The sequence below is a fragment of the Rhodoferax lithotrophicus genome, from assembly GCF_019973615.1.
Lineage (GTDB): Bacteria > Pseudomonadota > Gammaproteobacteria > Burkholderiales > Burkholderiaceae_C > Rhodoferax > Rhodoferax lithotrophicus.
Map to the genome: position 1 here is coordinate 1,693,923 of NZ_AP024238.1, position 15,245 is coordinate 1,709,167.

The window sequence follows — 15,245 nt, forward strand, 5'->3', positions numbered from 1 at the left end:
TAGATGCTAAAAATAGTATGAAGTTTGTTGAGTTCACTCATTTTGGTAGCCCGGATGTGTTACATCTGGCGGATCGCGTAGCACCTGTCGCTGGCGCAGGCGAGGTGCTCATTCACGTGCATGCCAGTGGCATCAATCGACCAGATGTGTTGCAACGCAAAGGTTGGTATCCAGCTCCTTCGGGGGCTTCTGATATCCTGGGCTTGGAGGTGGCTGGAGTCATCGAAAGCGGCGATGAGCAAGCACTGCTTCAGGCTGGGTTGCAGTTGGGTGACCGGGTATGTGCATTGGTTGCCGGTGGTGGCTACGCCCAATGGTGCGTGGCTCCCATTGCGCAATGTTTGCCTGTGCCTGAGGGGCTCTCGGATGTGCAGGCGGCAAGTTTGCCTGAGACTCTTTTTACCGTATGGAGCAATTTGATGGATCGCGGCCGCTTGGCGGCTGGTGAAACCGTTTTGATTCAGGGTGGTACCAGTGGTATCGGGGTGATGGCCATTCAACTGGCCAAAGTCATGGGTGCTCGGGTGCTGGCGACAGCTGGCAGTGATGAAAAATGTGTGGCTTGCGTGGCTCTGGGTGCGGATGCGGCCATCAACTACAAAACCCACGATTTCCAGACGGAGGTCGCCAGACTGACTGATGGGCAGGGTGTTGATGTGATTTTGGATATGGTGGCTGGTAGCTATGTGGCCAAGGAAGTGCAGAGTTTGCGTGAGGATGGTCGCTTGGTCATCATTGCGGTGCAAGGTGGTGTTCAAAGTGAATTTGATGCTGGATTGTTACTGCGCCGCCGCCTGACGGTGACAGGTTCTACGTTGCGACCGCGATCCGTAGAATTCAAAGCAGCTATTGCTCAGGCGTGTTTCAGTTTGGTTTGGCCGCATTTGGTATCTGGTCAAATTAAACCCGTGATACACAGCGTATTTGCTGCCGAAGAGGCAAGCAAAGCACATGCCTTGATGGAATCCAACCAACATGTTGGAAAAATTGTTTTGACTTGGGAATCTACATGAAAAAGAAGCTGATTGCTGGCAACTGGAAGATGAATGGTAGTTTGGCTGCCAACGAACTACTGCTGAAGGGCTTGTTGGCCGGTATAGGACAGCCTCCATGCAGTGTGGCAGTGTGTGTGCCTGCTATCTATTTGGCGCAATGCCAAGCTTTGCTTGCGGGCAGTGTCATTGAGCTTGGAGCTCAAGACATTTCCAGTCATGAGAGCGGCGCGTACACCGGTGAAATTGCCCCAGCCATGCTCAAAGAGTTTGGTTTGCGCTACGTCATCGTGGGTCATTCTGAGCGTCGCCAATATCACGGAGAGACTGATGAGGTTGTGGCAGTCAAGGCGCAACAGGCATTAGGTTGTGGCATTACACCTATTGTGTGTGTTGGTGAAACTTTAAAAGAACGTGAAGCTGGCAAAACTGAAGAGGTTGTCAAACGGCAATTGGCTGCAGTGATTCATGCCAATGGTCATTGCATCAGTGAAGTCGTTGTTGCGTACGAGCCAGTATGGGCCATTGGTACTGGCCTGTCGGCCACAGCGGAGCAAGCGCAACAAGTGCATGCCGTTCTGCGTGCTCAACTTAAGGCCGCATCTCCCAATGCAGATCGGATCAAACTGCTCTATGGTGGCAGCATGAATGCGGCGAATGCGGCCAGTTTGCTGGCTCAACCTGACATCAATGGTGGATTGATTGGTGGTGCCTCACTTAAAACACAAGATTTCTTAACCATTATTGCTGCAGCCGTTTGAGTGCGTGGGTAATCAGTAATCTAATCAGGAGTAATTTATGAATGTAATGTTGACAATTTTGTTGGCTGTGCAAATGATTTCGGCGGTGGCTATGGTCGGTTTGATTTTGGTTCAGCATGGTAAGGGTGCGGACATGGGGGCGGCCTTTGGCAGCGGTGGTTCCGGCAGCTTGTTTGGTGCCAGTGGCAGTGCCAATTTCTTGTCGCGCACCACCGCAGTTCTGGCTTCGGTGTTTTTTGTCAGTACGCTGGCGTTGGCTTATTTTGGAACACCTCGCACTGCCACGCCTTCCGGCAGTGTGCTTGAAAACGCAGCATTAACAGCGCCTGCTTCAGTGGTGTCGGCACCTGTCATTCCCGCGTCAGGTGCTGGGCAAATCCCTGTCAAATAATTGCAATGATGGCTTCTTCTCCACAGGGAAGGTGTGGATTTCAGGGTAAACTCTTACTCGTTCGACAATGATGAGATTCATGAATTGAATATGATCTAAGTCGATCAAAATAACAGCCGTCGTGGTGAAATTGGTAGACACGCTATCTTGAGGTGGTAGTGGCGAAAGCTGTGCGAGTTCGAGTCTCGCCGACGGCACCAAGTTAATGTGGTCTGGCGCATACTGATGCGTTGGGCCTGTCAATTGAATCAAACTCACGCCATGAATCTTGATCAATATTTACCTGTCATGATCTTTCTTTTGATAGGTATTGCAGTAGGTGTCCTGCCTCAGGTTATTGGCTACATTTTGGGCCCCAATCGTCCTGATTCTGCAAAGAACTCCCCTTATGAGTGTGGTTTTGAGGCGTTTGGTGATGCTCGGATGAAATTCGATGTTCGCTATTACCTGATCGCCATTCTTTTTATTTTGTTTGATCTGGAAACTGCTCTGTTGTTTCCATGGGCCATGACTCTGAAAGAGTTGGGCTTGTTTGGCTTTTTTATCGGCTTAGAAATTGTGACCATTCTGACGATTGGTTTTGTCTACATGTGGATCAAGGGCGCCCTGGATTGGGAGTAACACGATGATTGAAGGTGTTTTCAAAGAAGGGTTTGTCACCACAAGTTACGACGCAGTGGTGAACTGGGCTAAGACGGGCTCGGTTTGGCCCATGACATTTGGTTTGGCATGCTGCGCGGTAGAAATGATGCATGCTGCGGCAGCTCGGTATGACATCAGTCGCTTTGGCGCTGAGGTGTTTCGTCCGAGTCCACGTCAGTCTGACCTGATCATTGTGGCGGGCACGTTGACCAACAAAATGGCACCCGCTTTTCGGAAGGTTTATGACCAGATGGCTGAGCCACGCTGGGTCATCAGCATGGGTTCTTGTGCCAATGGAGGTGGTTATTACCACTACAGCTATTCAGTGGTCAGGGGTTGTGACCGGATCGTGCCGGTGGATGTCTATGTGCCAGGTTGCCCGCCTACGGCTGAAGCATTGATCTACGGAATTTTGCAATTGCAGCGAAAAATTCGTCGCACACAAACGATCGCACGGACGTAAAGGCTTGACGATGACTTCTTATGCTGTAAATCCGCTGACTCTCAAGGCCAATGTTGAGGCGGCCCTGCAGGGCTTGATCCAAGGTAGTGTGCTGGCCCTGGATGAACTGACCGTGGTAGTTGATGCTGCCAACTATTACCAAGCTGCCAAAATTTTGCGTGATGATGCAGCTTGCTGCTTCGAGCAAATGATTGATTTGTGCGGGGTGGACTACTCTACCTACAAAAATCAAGCGCAGACGGGATTGCGCTACTGTGTGGTTTTGCATTTGTTGTCTGTGAGCCTGAATCAGCGTGTCCGACTGAAAGCGTTTGTGCCTGATGATCTGGCTCCGGTGATGCCCTCCGTGTGTGATTTGTGGAGCAGTTCCAACTGGTTTGAGCGTGAGGCTTTTGACTTGTTTGGCATCGTGTTTGAGGGGCATAACGACTTGCGTCGAATCTTGACGGACTATGGTTTTATTGGTCACCCCTTCCGTAAGGATTTTCCGATCAGTGGTCATGTCGAAATGCGGTATGACGCAGAGCAAAAACGTGTGGTGTATCAGCCAGTGACGATTGTTCCTCGAGAAATCACACCCCGCATCATCCGTGAAGAAAACTACGGAGGCCTTGCTAACTAGCAGTTGAAACATGGCTGATATCAAGAACTACACCCTGAATTTTGGACCGCAGCACCCTGCTGCACACGGCGTGTTGCGCCTTGTGTTGGAGCTCGATGGCGAGGTGATCCAGCGCGCTGATCCGCACATTGGTTTGTTGCACCGTGCCACTGAAAAGTTGGCTGAAAACAAAACCTATATCCAAGCCCTTCCGTATATGGATCGGCTGGATTACATGTCCATGATGTGTAATGAGCAAGCTTATTGCATGGCTCTGGAGAAAATGCTGGGGCTCGAAGTGCCCTTGCGTGCGCAGTACATCCGGGTCATGTTTGCAGAGATTACACGCCTGCTAAACCATTTGTTGTGGGTTGGGGCTCACGCCATTGACTGCGGTGCGATGACTGTGATGCTGTTTGCATTTCGTGAGCGTGAGGATCTGTTGGATGCATATGAGGCTGTAAGTGGTGCGCGTATGCATGCGGCCTACTTCCGCCCAGGTGGTGTCTACAGGGATTTGCCTGATACCATGCCTAAACATCAGGCCAACAAAATTCGCAGTGCCAAGTCAACAGCAGCTTTAAATCGCAATCGCGAAGGCAGTTTGCTCGATTTTCTGGATGATTTCACACAACGTTTTCCAACGTATTTGGGCGAATACCACACACTGTTGACTGATAACCGTATCTGGAAGCAACGCACCGTCGGCATTGGTGTGGTGACACCTGAGCGGGCATTGAATCTTGGTTTTACCGGGCCGATGTTGCGCGGCTCAGGCATTGCTTGGGATTTGCGTAAAAAGCAACCCTATGAGGTTTATGACCGGCTTGATTTTGACATTCCAGTGGGTAAGACCGGTGACACCTATGATCGGTATCTGGTTCGCATGGAAGAGATGAAGCAATCCAACCGAATCATCAAGCAATGTGTAGATTGGCTAAAAGTCAATCCAGGCCCAGTGATCACGGACAACCACAAAATCGCGCCGCCAGATCGTGAGTCCATGAAAACCAACATGGAAGATCTGATCCATCATTTCAAGTTGTTCACCGAAGGTTTCCCTGTGCCAGAAGGGGAAGCTTATGTCGGTATTGAACATCCAAAAGGCGAGTTTGGTATTTACCTGATCAGCGATGGTGCCAACAAGCCTTATCGACTCAAAATCAGACCGCCAGCATTTGTCCATTTGGCCGCGCTGGATGAAATGGGACGCGGACACATGATTGCGGATGCGGTTGCGATTATTGGCACCATGGACATTGTGTTTGGGGAAGTTGACCGATGATTTCTGAAGAATCCAAAGTGCGCTTCGCCAAAGAAGTTGCAAAATACCCGCCAGATCAGAAGCAGTCGGCGGTGATGGCTTGTTTGACCATTGTTCAACAAGAGTTGGGCTATGTGAGCCCTGAGAGTGAACAGTATGTGGCTGACTATCTGGGCATGGCCCCCATGGCAGTGCATGAGGTCACCAGTTTTTACAACATGTACAACCAAAAGCCTGTTGGCAAGTACAAGATTAACGTGTGCACCAATTTGCCTTGTCAGTTGCGTGATGGTGGCAAGGCCTTGGCACATTTAAAGGCCAAATTGGGCATTGATGAAAATCAGACCACGTCGGATGGCTTTTTCACTTTGCAGCAGTGCGAATGTTTGGGTGCTTGTGCTGACTCACCTGTTTTATTGGTCAATGATGCCACCATGTGCAGCTTTATGACGAACGACAAGCTTGATCAAATGATTGACGGTTTACGCTCGGCTGAGGTGAAGTCATGAACGCAAACCAATTTTTGTCTCAATTCAGAGCCAGTGGCATTGAAACATGCTTGCATAACAGGCACATCAGTCCACAAATTTATGCCGATTTGAATGGTAGCAACTGGCACTTAAAAGACTACGAATCGCGTGGGGGTTATCAGGCCTTACGCAAGGTGCTTGGCTTGGATGGTGGCGAGGGATTGACGCAAGATCAAGTGATAGCGACGGTCAAGGAATCTGCCTTGCGCGGTCGTGGTGGTGCGGGTTTCCCTACAGGGTTGAAGTGGAGCTTCATGCCACGCAAGTTCCCTGGTGACAAATACCTAGTGTGCAACTCCGACGAAGGTGAACCTGGCACTTGCAAAGATCGTGAAATCATGCAGTTCAATCCGCATATTGTGATTGAAGGAATGATCATCGCTGCGTATGCCATGGGTATTGCTGTGGGCTATAACTACATTCATGGTGAGATTTTTCAAACCTATCAGCGTTTTGAGGAAGCTCTCGAAGAGGCACGTGCGGCAGGTTTGTTGGGTAATAATATTTTGGGCAGTGGCTTCAATTTTCAACTTCATGCGGCGCATGGTTTTGGGGCCTATATTTGCGGCGAAGAGACTGGTTTACTTGAATCTTTGGAAGGCAAAAAAGGCCAGCCCCGATTCAAACCACCGTTTCCTGCAAGTTTTGGCCTGTATGGTAAGCCCACAACCATCAACAATACGGAAACCTTTGCCGCTGTTCCCTGGATCATTCGCAACGGTGGCCAAGCGTATTTAGAGTGTGGCAAGCCGAACAATGGCGGCACCAAGATTTATTCGGTGAGTGGCGACGTAGAGCTGCCTGGCAACTATGAAGTTCCGATGGGAACACCGTTTGCGAAACTATTGGAACTCGCGGGTGGCGTTCGCAAAGGTCGACAAATGAAGGCAGTGATTCCAGGAGGATCATCATCCCCGGTCTTGCCTGCTGCCGTCATGATGGATTGCACCATGGACTACGACTCCATTGCCAAAGCTGGTTCTATGCTGGGCTCTGGTGCAGTCATTGTGTTGGATGACTCTCGCTGCATGGTCAAGAGTTTGCAACGACTGAGTTACTTTTACATGCACGAGTCCTGTGGGCAGTGCACTCCATGCCGTGAAGGTACCGGTTGGCTTTCACGCATTGTGGATCGGATTGAAACCGGCCATGGTCTAGCTGCAGATTTGGAGCTGTTGAACTCGGTCGCTGAAAACATTCAAGGGCGGACTATTTGTGCGCTCGGGGATGCTGCGGCGATGCCCGTGCGTGCCATGCTCAAGCATTTCATGCCTGAATTTGAATACCATGTGGCTCACAAGACCTGCATGGTTCCTGCTTACGTTTGAGCGAGTCACAAGATGATTGAAATTGAACTCGACGGCAAAAAAGTTGACATTGCAGAAGGCAGCACAGTGATGCACGCTGCTGAAAAAGCTGGCACCTTTATTCCACACTTTTGTTATCACAAAAAATTAAGCATTGCGGCTAATTGCCGGATGTGTCTTGTTGATATCGAAAAAATGCCCAAACCCATGCCTGCCTGTGCCACGCCAGTGACACAAGGCATGGTAGTTCACACCAAGACTGACAAAGCCATCAAGGCACAGCAATCGGTCATGGAGTTTTTGCTGATCAACCATCCCCTGGATTGTCCAATTTGTGATCAAGGCGGCGAATGTCAGTTGCAGGACATTGCGGTCGGGTATGGCGGTTCTGCATCTCGATACCATGAAGAAAAGCGTGTGGTGTCCCCGAAAGATGTGGGGCCTCTGATCTCCATGCAAGAGATGACACGGTGTATTCACTGCACACGTTGTGTGCGTTTTGGCCAAGAAATTGCCGGTGTCATGGAATTGGGCATGCCGCATCGTGGCGAGCATTCACAAATTGAAACTTTTGTCGGCAACAGTGTGGACTCTGAGCTTTCAGGGAACATGATTGATATTTGCCCTGTCGGGGCGTTGACCAGCAAGCCATTCCGCTACAGTGCGCGGACATGGGAGTTGTCTCGTCGCAAATCAGTAAGCCCACATGACTCAACCGGTGCGAATTTGATTGTTCAGGTCAAAAACAATTGTGTCATGCGTGTGGTGCCATTGGAAAATGAATCAGTCAACGAATGCTGGATCGCTGATCGTGACCGCTTTTCTTATGAAGCTTTGAATAGCAGTGAACGTTTGACCGAGCCCATGATCAAGCAAGGTGGTCAGTGGAAATCTGTTAATTGGCAGAGTGCATTGGAATATGTGGCCAATGGCTTGAAGCAGATTCGTTCAGAGTTTGGTTCGGCAAGCTTGGGGGCGCTGGTAAGCCCGCACTCCACATTGGAAGAGCTTCATCTGTCGGTTGAGTTGATGAAAGGCTTGGGTACGTCCAGCATTGATTACCGTTTGCGAAATGCAGAGTTTCCAGCGCATGAGGGTGTCCGGTATTTGGGCATGCCAATCGCCTCCCTGTCCAATTTACAGAGCGTGCTGGTGATTGGATCAAATCTGCGCAAAGACCACCCTTTGTTTGCACAAAGAATTCGTCAAGCTGTAAGAAAAGGCTGTGTCCTAACCGCGATTGGCTCAGGTCAGGAAGATTGGGCAATACCCGTATTCTCTCGAATTCAGGTCTCGGCTGAGCAATGGGTACGAACCCTGGCTTCTGTGGCCAGTGCTGTTGCATTAGAAAAAGCTTGCACCTCACCGACACCGGTAGAAGCCACGGAGAGTGCCATCGTTATTGCACGTGCTTTGCTCGCGGGTGAACAAAAGGCTATATTGCTCGGGAATGGCGCAGCGCACCATGCACAGGCTTCGAGCCTTCTTGCACTCACCCAATGGATCGCAGATCAAACAGGTGCAAGTTTTGGTTATTTGACCGAAGCCGCCAACACTGTTGGCGCTCAATTGGTTGGCGCAATACCTGCCAAGGGTGCATCACATGCGGGTGACATGCTGGCAGGTGCTCTGAAAGCAGTATTGTTATTGAACACTGAGCCTGAGTTTGATGGGGTCTGGAGCAAGAAGACACTTGATGCCATGAGCAGAGCCAAGATGGTGGTGTCCATGAATCCATTCAAAGCCAACATGCAGTTTTGTGATGTGGTGTTGCCAGTCTCTCCTTTTACAGAAACATCTGGCACATTTGTGAATGCCGAAGGACTTGTCCAGAGTTTCCACGCAGTTGTCCAACCACTTGGAGAAACACGACCGGCATGGAAGGTATTGCGCGTGTTGGCCAATATGCTTGAGGTTTCCGGGTTTGATTACAACTCCTCGCAGGACGTACTGAAAAGTATTACTGGTTTGCAATTTGGAGAGAGGGTTCACGTCGCGGGAGAAAAATTGAGTAACCGTACATCTGCGACGATTGACCTGAATTCTCATGCAGAGGCACCCGTGGTTGCAAGTCTGTACCAACTTGATGGCATCGTTCGACGTGCGCCTTCGCTCCAGTTGACCTCGGATGCAAGGTCTGTGAAGTCTCAAGAGGTGACAGCATGAGTGATTTTTTGTTTTCTTTGGGTCACGGTCTTCTCAGCGCATCTTGGTGGACATCAATGGCATGGCCCATCATCTGGGCCTTGCTGAAAGTTGTGGCTGTGTTGATGATTGTGTTAACCGCAGTGACATACGCCACACTTTGGGAGCGTAAATTACTGGGCTGGGTTCAGATCCGTTTAGGCCCCAATCGTGTTGGGCCGTGGGGGCTTTTACAGCCCATTGCCGATGCTTTGAAATTGATGACGAAGGAAATTGTTCGTCCTGCTGCTTCAGATAAAGTACTTTTTTATCTCGGCCCGGTGATGACAGTTGCTCCTGCGTTAGCTGCTTGGTCAGTAGTTCCTTTTGGTCCAGAAACTGCAGTGGCCAATCTGAATGCAGGTTTGCTGTTTCTCATGGCCATTACTTCCCTGGAAGTTTATGGTGTGATCGTGTCTGGTTGGTCATCCAATTCAAAATATGCGTTTTTAGGTTCTTTGCGGGCCTCGGCGCAAATGGTCAGTTATGAAATTTCAATGGGATTTTGCTTGTTGATTGTGCTGATGATCTCATCAAGTTTGAATCTCACTGACATTGTGATGACTCAAAGTAAAGGTCAATTTGCACAAATGGGGCTGAACTTTCTGTCTTGGAATTGGCTGCCTTTGTTACCCATTGTTGTTGTGTATTTTGTATCTGGCTTGGCTGAGACAAACAGGACACCTTTCGATGTGATTGAAGGTGAGTCTGAGATTGTGGCAGGACACATGGTTGAGTATTCAGGCATGTCGTGGGCGATGTTCCAAATGGCTGAGTACGCCAGTATCTGGTTGCTCTCCATTTTGTCAGTCACCATGTTTTTTGGTGGTTGGATGCCACCAATCGACAGTGCTTTATTTAATGCAATTCCTGGCTGGATTTGGCTTGGGCTCAAAACATTCTTTGTAATGACAATATTTATTTGGGTGCGCGTGACGTTTCCAAGATTCCGCTATGACCAGATCATGCGTTTAGGTTGGAAGATATTTATTCCAGTGACCTTGGTATGGTTGGTTGTGATCGGTGTTTGGATGCAAACCCCGTGGAACATTTGGATCTAATTCGAGTCGCTTATGTCTACCCCAACTTCTAATACTATTGACCACTTGCCAGGTCAAGCTTTCTCATTGAAAGATTTCTTTTCAAGTTTCATGCTAGTTGAGTTGCTCAAAGGTATGAGGCTCACTGGTAAATATGCGTTTAGAAGCAAGATTACGCTTGAGTACCCAGAAGAGAAAACTCCTTTGTCGCCGCGCTTTCGTGGCCTTCATGCGTTGCGTCGCTATGAGAATGGTGAAGAGCGGTGTATTGCTTGCAAGCTTTGTGAAGCAGTTTGTCCTGCAATGGCAATTACCATCGAATCTGAAATTCGTGATGATGGATCGCGTCGCACAAATCGTTATGACATAGACCTCACCAAGTGCATTTTTTGTGGATTTTGTGAGGAAAGCTGCCCGGTCGATTCAATCGTTGAAACCAACATTTTGGAATACCACGGAGAAAAACGAGGTGATCTCTATTTCACAAAAGAAATGCTGTTGGCTGTAGGTGATCGTTTTGAAGCTCAAATTGCAGCTGACAAGGCTGCAGATGCCAAGTACCGCTGACTTCTAAGAAAGATACGTTAACCATGGATGTCAAGACTGGTTTATTTTATTTATTTTCAGCAGTGCTGCTGCTGTCATCGTTTCGAGTGATTACGGCACGAAATCCTGTGCATGCAGTGTTGTTTTTGGTACTGTCATTTTTTCAAGCTGCCATGATATGGATGTTGCTGAAAGCCGAGTTTCTCTCCATCACGTTGGTACTTGTGTATGTGGGGGCAGTGATGGTGCTGTTTCTCTTTGTCGTGATGATGCTAGATGTGAAGATTGAGGGCATGCGTGAGGGCTTCTGGAAACATTTCCCATTGGCTGCACTGGTTGGTATTTTGATTATTTTTGAAATGTCTGCTGTATTGATGGGGGGCTTTCGCGGAGTTGATGAGCCCAAGCTTGCGACAGTAGTTGGGCAAGCTGTTGTACCAGTGTCGAATACCCGTGAGCTTGGTTTGCTCCTCTATACCCATTACATCTATCCATTGGAAATTGCTGCTGCTCTTTTATTGGTTGCCATGATCACTGCCATTGCTCTGACTTTGCGCCACCGAAAGGATGTCAAGACAATTGATCCATCCCAGCAAGTTCATGTGAAGTCAAGTGATCGATTACTGGTTGTCAAAATGGCATCTACACAGCCCGCTTTACCTCAACAATCGGCTGAGGTGCCAACTCTGGAGCACAAAGTATGACACTCACTTTAGGTCATTTCCTTTCTTTAGGTGCGATGTTGTTCGCACTCTCTGTAGTAGGGATTTTTTTAAATCGCAAAAATTTGATTGTTTTACTGATGGCTATCGAATTGATGCTTCTTGCCGTCAACACAAATTTTGTCGCGTTTTCTCACTATTTAGGTGATTTAAATGGACAGATATTTGTTTTCTTTATTCTGACGGTTGCGGCTGCAGAGTCGGCCATTGGTTTAGCTATCCTGGTTTTGCTGTTCCGTAACAAATCGACCATCAATGTTGATGAACTTAATACATTGAAGGGTTAACAAAATGAGTCAAACCCTTTCTTCTTCAACGCTTCTGGTTATTGCCCTTGCGCCTTTGGTTGGAGCGATTGCTGCTGGTGTACTGGGTACCAAGTTTGGTGGTAATGTCATCGGTAGGCGCTTGTCCCATTCGCTCACTATTCTGGGTGTCTTTTTATCTTTTGTTCTATCGGCCTTGACACTTAAAAGTGTCGCCTTGGAGGGCGCACGATTCAACGAAACCATTTACACATGGATGATGGTCGGCGGCCTCAAAATGGAAATCGGCTTTATGGTCGATGGATTGACGGCCATGATGATGGCGGTGGTTACCTTCGTGTCTTTGATGGTGCATATCTACACCATCGGTTACATGGAAGAAGACGAGGGCTACAACCGGTTTTTCGCCTATATCTCCTTGTTCACGTTCTCGATGTTGATGCTGGTCATGAGCAACAACATGTTGCAGCTATTTTTCGGCTGGGAAGCGGTTGGCTTGGTGTCATATTTGCTGATTGGCTTTTGGTTCAATAAACCAACGGCGATTTTTGCAAATATGAAGGCTTTCCTGGTTAATCGTGTAGGTGATTTTGGGTTTATTCTGGGCATTGGTTTATTGGCCGCTTATACCGGTACGCTAAATTATTCAGAGACCTTTGCCAAATCAGCGGATCTTGCCAAGCTCATGTTGCCTGGGACTGACTGGATGCTGGTCACAGTGATTTGCATTTGTTTGTTCATTGGAGCCATGGGCAAATCAGCCCAGTTTCCGCTGCATGTATGGCTACCTGATTCCATGGAGGGTCCCACGCCAATTTCTGCATTGATTCATGCGGCCACAATGGTGACAGCCGGTATTTTTATGGTAGCTAGGATGTCTCCCCTGTTTGAGCTAAGTGAAACGGCACTCAACTTTGTTTTGATCATTGGAGGCATTACTGCGTTGTTCATGGGTTTCTTGGGCATCATCCAAAATGATATCAAGCGTATCGTGGCCTATTCAACCCTTTCCCAGTTGGGTTATATGACAGTCGCTTTAGGCGCTTCGGCTTATTCGGTTGCTGTCTTTCATTTGATGACACATGCATTTTTTAAGGCGCTTTTGTTCTTGGCTGCCGGCTCGGTCATCATGGGTGTGCACCACAACCAAGATATTCGCTGGATGGGTGGTTTGCGTAAATACATGCCAATCACGTGGATCACCAGTTTGTTGGGCTCTTTGGCTTTGATTGGGACACCACTTTTTTCCGGGTTCTACTCCAAAGATGAAATCATTATGGCTGTGCATACTAGTCAATTGCCAGCCGCAGGGTTTGCTTACTTTTCTGTTTTGGCCGGTGTGTTTGTGACCGCTTTCTATTCATTCCGCCTGTATTTCCTGGTGTTTCATGGTAAAGAGCGTTTTGACCAAAACCCTGATGTACACCATGGTCATGATACCCATGGTCATCATGACAGCCAAAATCCTCATGAATCACCTTGGGTGGTCACTGTCCCGTTGGTCTTGCTTGCCATTCCATCGGTGGTGATCGGGTTCCTCACGATCAGCCCCATGCTTTTTGGTGATTTCTTCGGTGATGCAATTTTTGTTAACCATGAATTGCATCACGCCATGGAAACGTTACAGGAAGAATTCCATGGACCTTTGCAATTGGCATTGCATGGTTTGACTGCCGCACCATTTTGGTTGGCACTGTCAGGTGTAGTTTTGGCTTATTACATGTATATGGTAAATCCGGCTTTGCCAGCCGCCATCAAACGCCGGGTGGAACCTATCTATACCGTGCTGGAAAACAAGTACTACATGGATTGGTTCAATGAAAATATCTTGGCTCCTGCTGCCCGCGGTTTGGGCTTCGCACTCTGGAAGGTGGGTGACCAAGCAGTGATTGATGGTGCTGTTGTGAATGGTTCTTGGCGCGCTGTTGGCTGGGTTTCTGCAGTGGTGCGTAAAGTTCAGACAGGGTATTTGTATGACTATGCCTTGACTATGGTATTGGGCGTTTTTGTCCTGATGACGTATTTCGTCTGGCTCAAATAGGAGAAATATAAAAATGGGTTTGCTGAGCCTGGCTATTTGGACACCAATTTCATTTGGTGTGGTTTTGCTTGCACTTGGTCGCGATGATCAAGCACGGGCTGTTCGATGGATTGCATTGATTGGCGCGCTTGTCAGCTTGCTGGTGACACTGCCCCTCTATACAAGGTTTGATGTCGCCACAGCGGCCATGCAATTTGTCGAAACATCACCATGGATTGAGCGGTTTAATATCAATTACCACTTGGGTATTGATGGTATTTCTGTCTGGTTCATTTTGTTGACAGCTTTTATCAATGTAATTGTGGTGATTGCAGGTTGGGAGGTAATTACCAGCCGGGTAAATCAATACATGGGTGCTTTTTTGATATTGAGCGGACTCATGATTGGTGTTTTTTGTGCGCTTGATGGCATGCTCTTCTATGTGTTTTTTGAGGCCACACTGATTCCGATGTACCTGATTATTGGTGTCTGGGGCGGCCCCAACAAAATCTATGCAGCGTTTAAATTCTTCTTGTATACCTTGCTTGGTTCGTTATTGATGCTGATTGCATTGATCTATCTGTACACCACTTCAGGTGGCAGTTTTGATTTGATGACTTGGCACAAACTTCCGCTTGGCCAGACGGCACAAACTCTCTTATTCTTTGCTTTTCTTGCTGCTTTTGCGGTCAAAGTGCCGATGTGGCCCGTGCATACCTGGTTACCAGATGTGCACGTAGAGGCTCCTACAGGCGGCTCAGCAGTTCTGGCAGCCATCATGCTGAAGCTTGGTGCCTATGGTTTTCTTCGTTTTTCCTTGCCCATCACGCCTGATGCTGCCCATGAGTGGGCTGGCTTGATGATTGGTTTGTCGCTTGCCGCCGTAATTTATGTTGGCTTGGTGACGATGGTGCAAAAAGACATGAAGAAACTGGTGGCCTATTCTTCGGTTGCCCACATGGGTTTTGTCACGCTCGGTTTTTTCATCTTCAATGACCTGGGTGTTGCTGGCGGTATTGTGCAAATGATTTCGCACGGGTTCGTATCGGCGGCCATGTTTCTGGGTATTGGTGTCTTGTATGACCGTGTTCACTCACGCGAGATTTCCAGTTATGGTGGTGTCGTCAATACGATGCCAAAATTCACAGCATTTGCCTTGCTTTTTGCCATGGCAAATTGTGGATTGCCAGGCACCGCTGGTTTTGTTGGTGAATGGATGGTTATTTTGGGTGCGGTCAAGGTTAACTTTTGGGTTGGACTGGCCGCCGCAAGTGCATTGATTTTTGGTGCCGCTTACACACTTTGGATGGTTAAACGCGTGTATTTTGGTCCCGTGGCCAATGACCATGTGAAACACCTGAAAGACATCAATTCACGTGAATTTTTCTATCTGACTCTTCTTGCTATTGCCGTGCTTTACATGGGTGTGTACCCGAAACCTTTCACTGATGTGATGGATGTTTCTGTCGCTCAACTGCTTGCACACGTGGCCCAATCGAAACTGAATTGATCAGTT

At 48.4% G+C, this 15,245-nt stretch carries 16 protein-coding genes and 1 tRNA gene; all 17 read left to right on the forward strand.

What is annotated here, in order from left to right:
* The first annotated feature begins 17 nt into the window (after positions 1 to 17).
* The 17 genes from LDN84_RS07820 to LDN84_RS07900 all read left to right on the forward strand — a co-directional run bounded on the left by LDN84_RS07820 (position 18) and on the right by LDN84_RS07900 (position 15,239).
* Positions 18 to 1,013: an NAD(P)H-quinone oxidoreductase gene (locus LDN84_RS07820; protein ID WP_223910781.1), complete on the forward strand. Its 996-nt coding sequence runs from the start codon at positions 18 to 20 to the stop codon at positions 1,011 to 1,013.
* Positions 1,010 to 1,753, forward strand: a complete 744-nt coding sequence (gene tpiA / locus LDN84_RS07825) for a triose-phosphate isomerase (RefSeq protein ID WP_223910784.1) — start codon at positions 1,010 to 1,012, stop codon at positions 1,751 to 1,753. The genes LDN84_RS07820 and tpiA overlap by 4 nt, the downstream gene beginning before the upstream one ends.
* Before the next feature lie 37 nt (positions 1,754 to 1,790).
* Entirely contained in the window at positions 1,791 to 2,144 is a 354-nt protein-coding gene (gene secG / locus LDN84_RS07830; RefSeq protein WP_223910786.1) for a preprotein translocase subunit SecG, read from the forward strand.
* A 115-nt stretch (positions 2,145 to 2,259) separates the two neighbouring features.
* Positions 2,260 to 2,344: transfer RNA gene (locus LDN84_RS07835), tRNA-Leu, on the forward strand.
* A 61-nt stretch (positions 2,345 to 2,405) separates the two neighbouring features.
* Positions 2,406 to 2,765 (forward strand): NADH-quinone oxidoreductase subunit A, encoded by a 360-nt coding sequence (locus tag LDN84_RS07840; RefSeq protein WP_223910788.1) that lies wholly within the window; start codon positions 2,406 to 2,408, stop codon positions 2,763 to 2,765.
* Between the two features lie 4 nt (positions 2,766 to 2,769).
* Complete coding sequence (locus tag LDN84_RS07845; RefSeq protein WP_223910790.1) at positions 2,770 to 3,249, forward strand: NuoB/complex I 20 kDa subunit family protein; 480 nt, start codon at positions 2,770 to 2,772, stop codon at positions 3,247 to 3,249.
* Between the two features lie 10 nt (positions 3,250 to 3,259).
* On the forward strand, positions 3,260 to 3,871 hold the full coding sequence (locus LDN84_RS07850) for an NADH-quinone oxidoreductase subunit C (RefSeq protein ID WP_223910792.1): 612 nt from the start codon (positions 3,260 to 3,262) through the stop codon (positions 3,869 to 3,871).
* A 10-nt stretch (positions 3,872 to 3,881) separates the two neighbouring features.
* Positions 3,882 to 5,135 carry an NADH-quinone oxidoreductase subunit D gene (locus LDN84_RS07855; RefSeq protein WP_223910794.1) on the forward strand — a complete coding sequence of 418 codons (1,254 nt, stop codon included), beginning with the start codon at positions 3,882 to 3,884 and terminating at the stop codon, positions 5,133 to 5,135.
* Complete coding sequence (gene nuoE / locus LDN84_RS07860) at positions 5,132 to 5,623, forward strand: NADH-quinone oxidoreductase subunit NuoE (protein ID WP_223910796.1); 492 nt, start codon at positions 5,132 to 5,134, stop codon at positions 5,621 to 5,623. The genes LDN84_RS07855 and nuoE overlap by 4 nt, the downstream gene beginning before the upstream one ends.
* Positions 5,620 to 6,972, forward strand: coding sequence for an NADH-quinone oxidoreductase subunit NuoF (nuoF, locus tag LDN84_RS07865; RefSeq protein ID WP_223910798.1), 1,353 nt, complete (start codon positions 5,620 to 5,622; stop codon positions 6,970 to 6,972). The genes nuoE and nuoF overlap by 4 nt, the downstream gene beginning before the upstream one ends.
* A gap of 12 nt (positions 6,973 to 6,984) precedes the next feature.
* Positions 6,985 to 9,117, forward strand: a complete 2,133-nt coding sequence (gene nuoG / locus LDN84_RS07870) for an NADH-quinone oxidoreductase subunit NuoG (protein WP_223910800.1) — start codon at positions 6,985 to 6,987, stop codon at positions 9,115 to 9,117.
* On the forward strand, positions 9,114 to 10,196 hold the full coding sequence (gene nuoH, locus LDN84_RS07875) for an NADH-quinone oxidoreductase subunit NuoH (protein ID WP_223910802.1): 1,083 nt from the start codon (positions 9,114 to 9,116) through the stop codon (positions 10,194 to 10,196). Before nuoG ends, nuoH begins: the two co-directional genes overlap by 4 nt.
* Positions 10,197 to 10,208: 12 nt before the next feature.
* The gene (gene nuoI, locus LDN84_RS07880) at positions 10,209 to 10,742 is read left to right on the forward strand and encodes an NADH-quinone oxidoreductase subunit NuoI (RefSeq protein WP_223910804.1); all 534 of its coding nucleotides are present in this window, start codon (positions 10,209 to 10,211) and stop codon (positions 10,740 to 10,742) included.
* A gap of 23 nt (positions 10,743 to 10,765) precedes the next feature.
* Positions 10,766 to 11,425, forward strand: coding sequence for an NADH-quinone oxidoreductase subunit J (locus LDN84_RS07885; RefSeq protein ID WP_223910807.1), 660 nt, complete (start codon positions 10,766 to 10,768; stop codon positions 11,423 to 11,425).
* A complete protein-coding gene (gene nuoK, locus LDN84_RS07890; RefSeq protein ID WP_223910811.1) occupies positions 11,422 to 11,730 on the forward strand; it encodes an NADH-quinone oxidoreductase subunit NuoK in 309 nt (102 codons plus the stop codon). The genes LDN84_RS07885 and nuoK overlap by 4 nt, the downstream gene beginning before the upstream one ends.
* Positions 11,731 to 11,734: 4 nt before the next feature.
* The gene (gene nuoL / locus LDN84_RS07895) at positions 11,735 to 13,750 is read left to right on the forward strand and encodes an NADH-quinone oxidoreductase subunit L (RefSeq protein ID WP_223910814.1); all 2,016 of its coding nucleotides are present in this window, start codon (positions 11,735 to 11,737) and stop codon (positions 13,748 to 13,750) included.
* Positions 13,751 to 13,763: 13 nt separating this feature from the next.
* On the forward strand, positions 13,764 to 15,239 hold the full coding sequence (locus LDN84_RS07900) for an NADH-quinone oxidoreductase subunit M (protein ID WP_223910817.1): 1,476 nt from the start codon (positions 13,764 to 13,766) through the stop codon (positions 15,237 to 15,239).
* Positions 15,240 to 15,245: the final 6 nt, after the last annotated feature.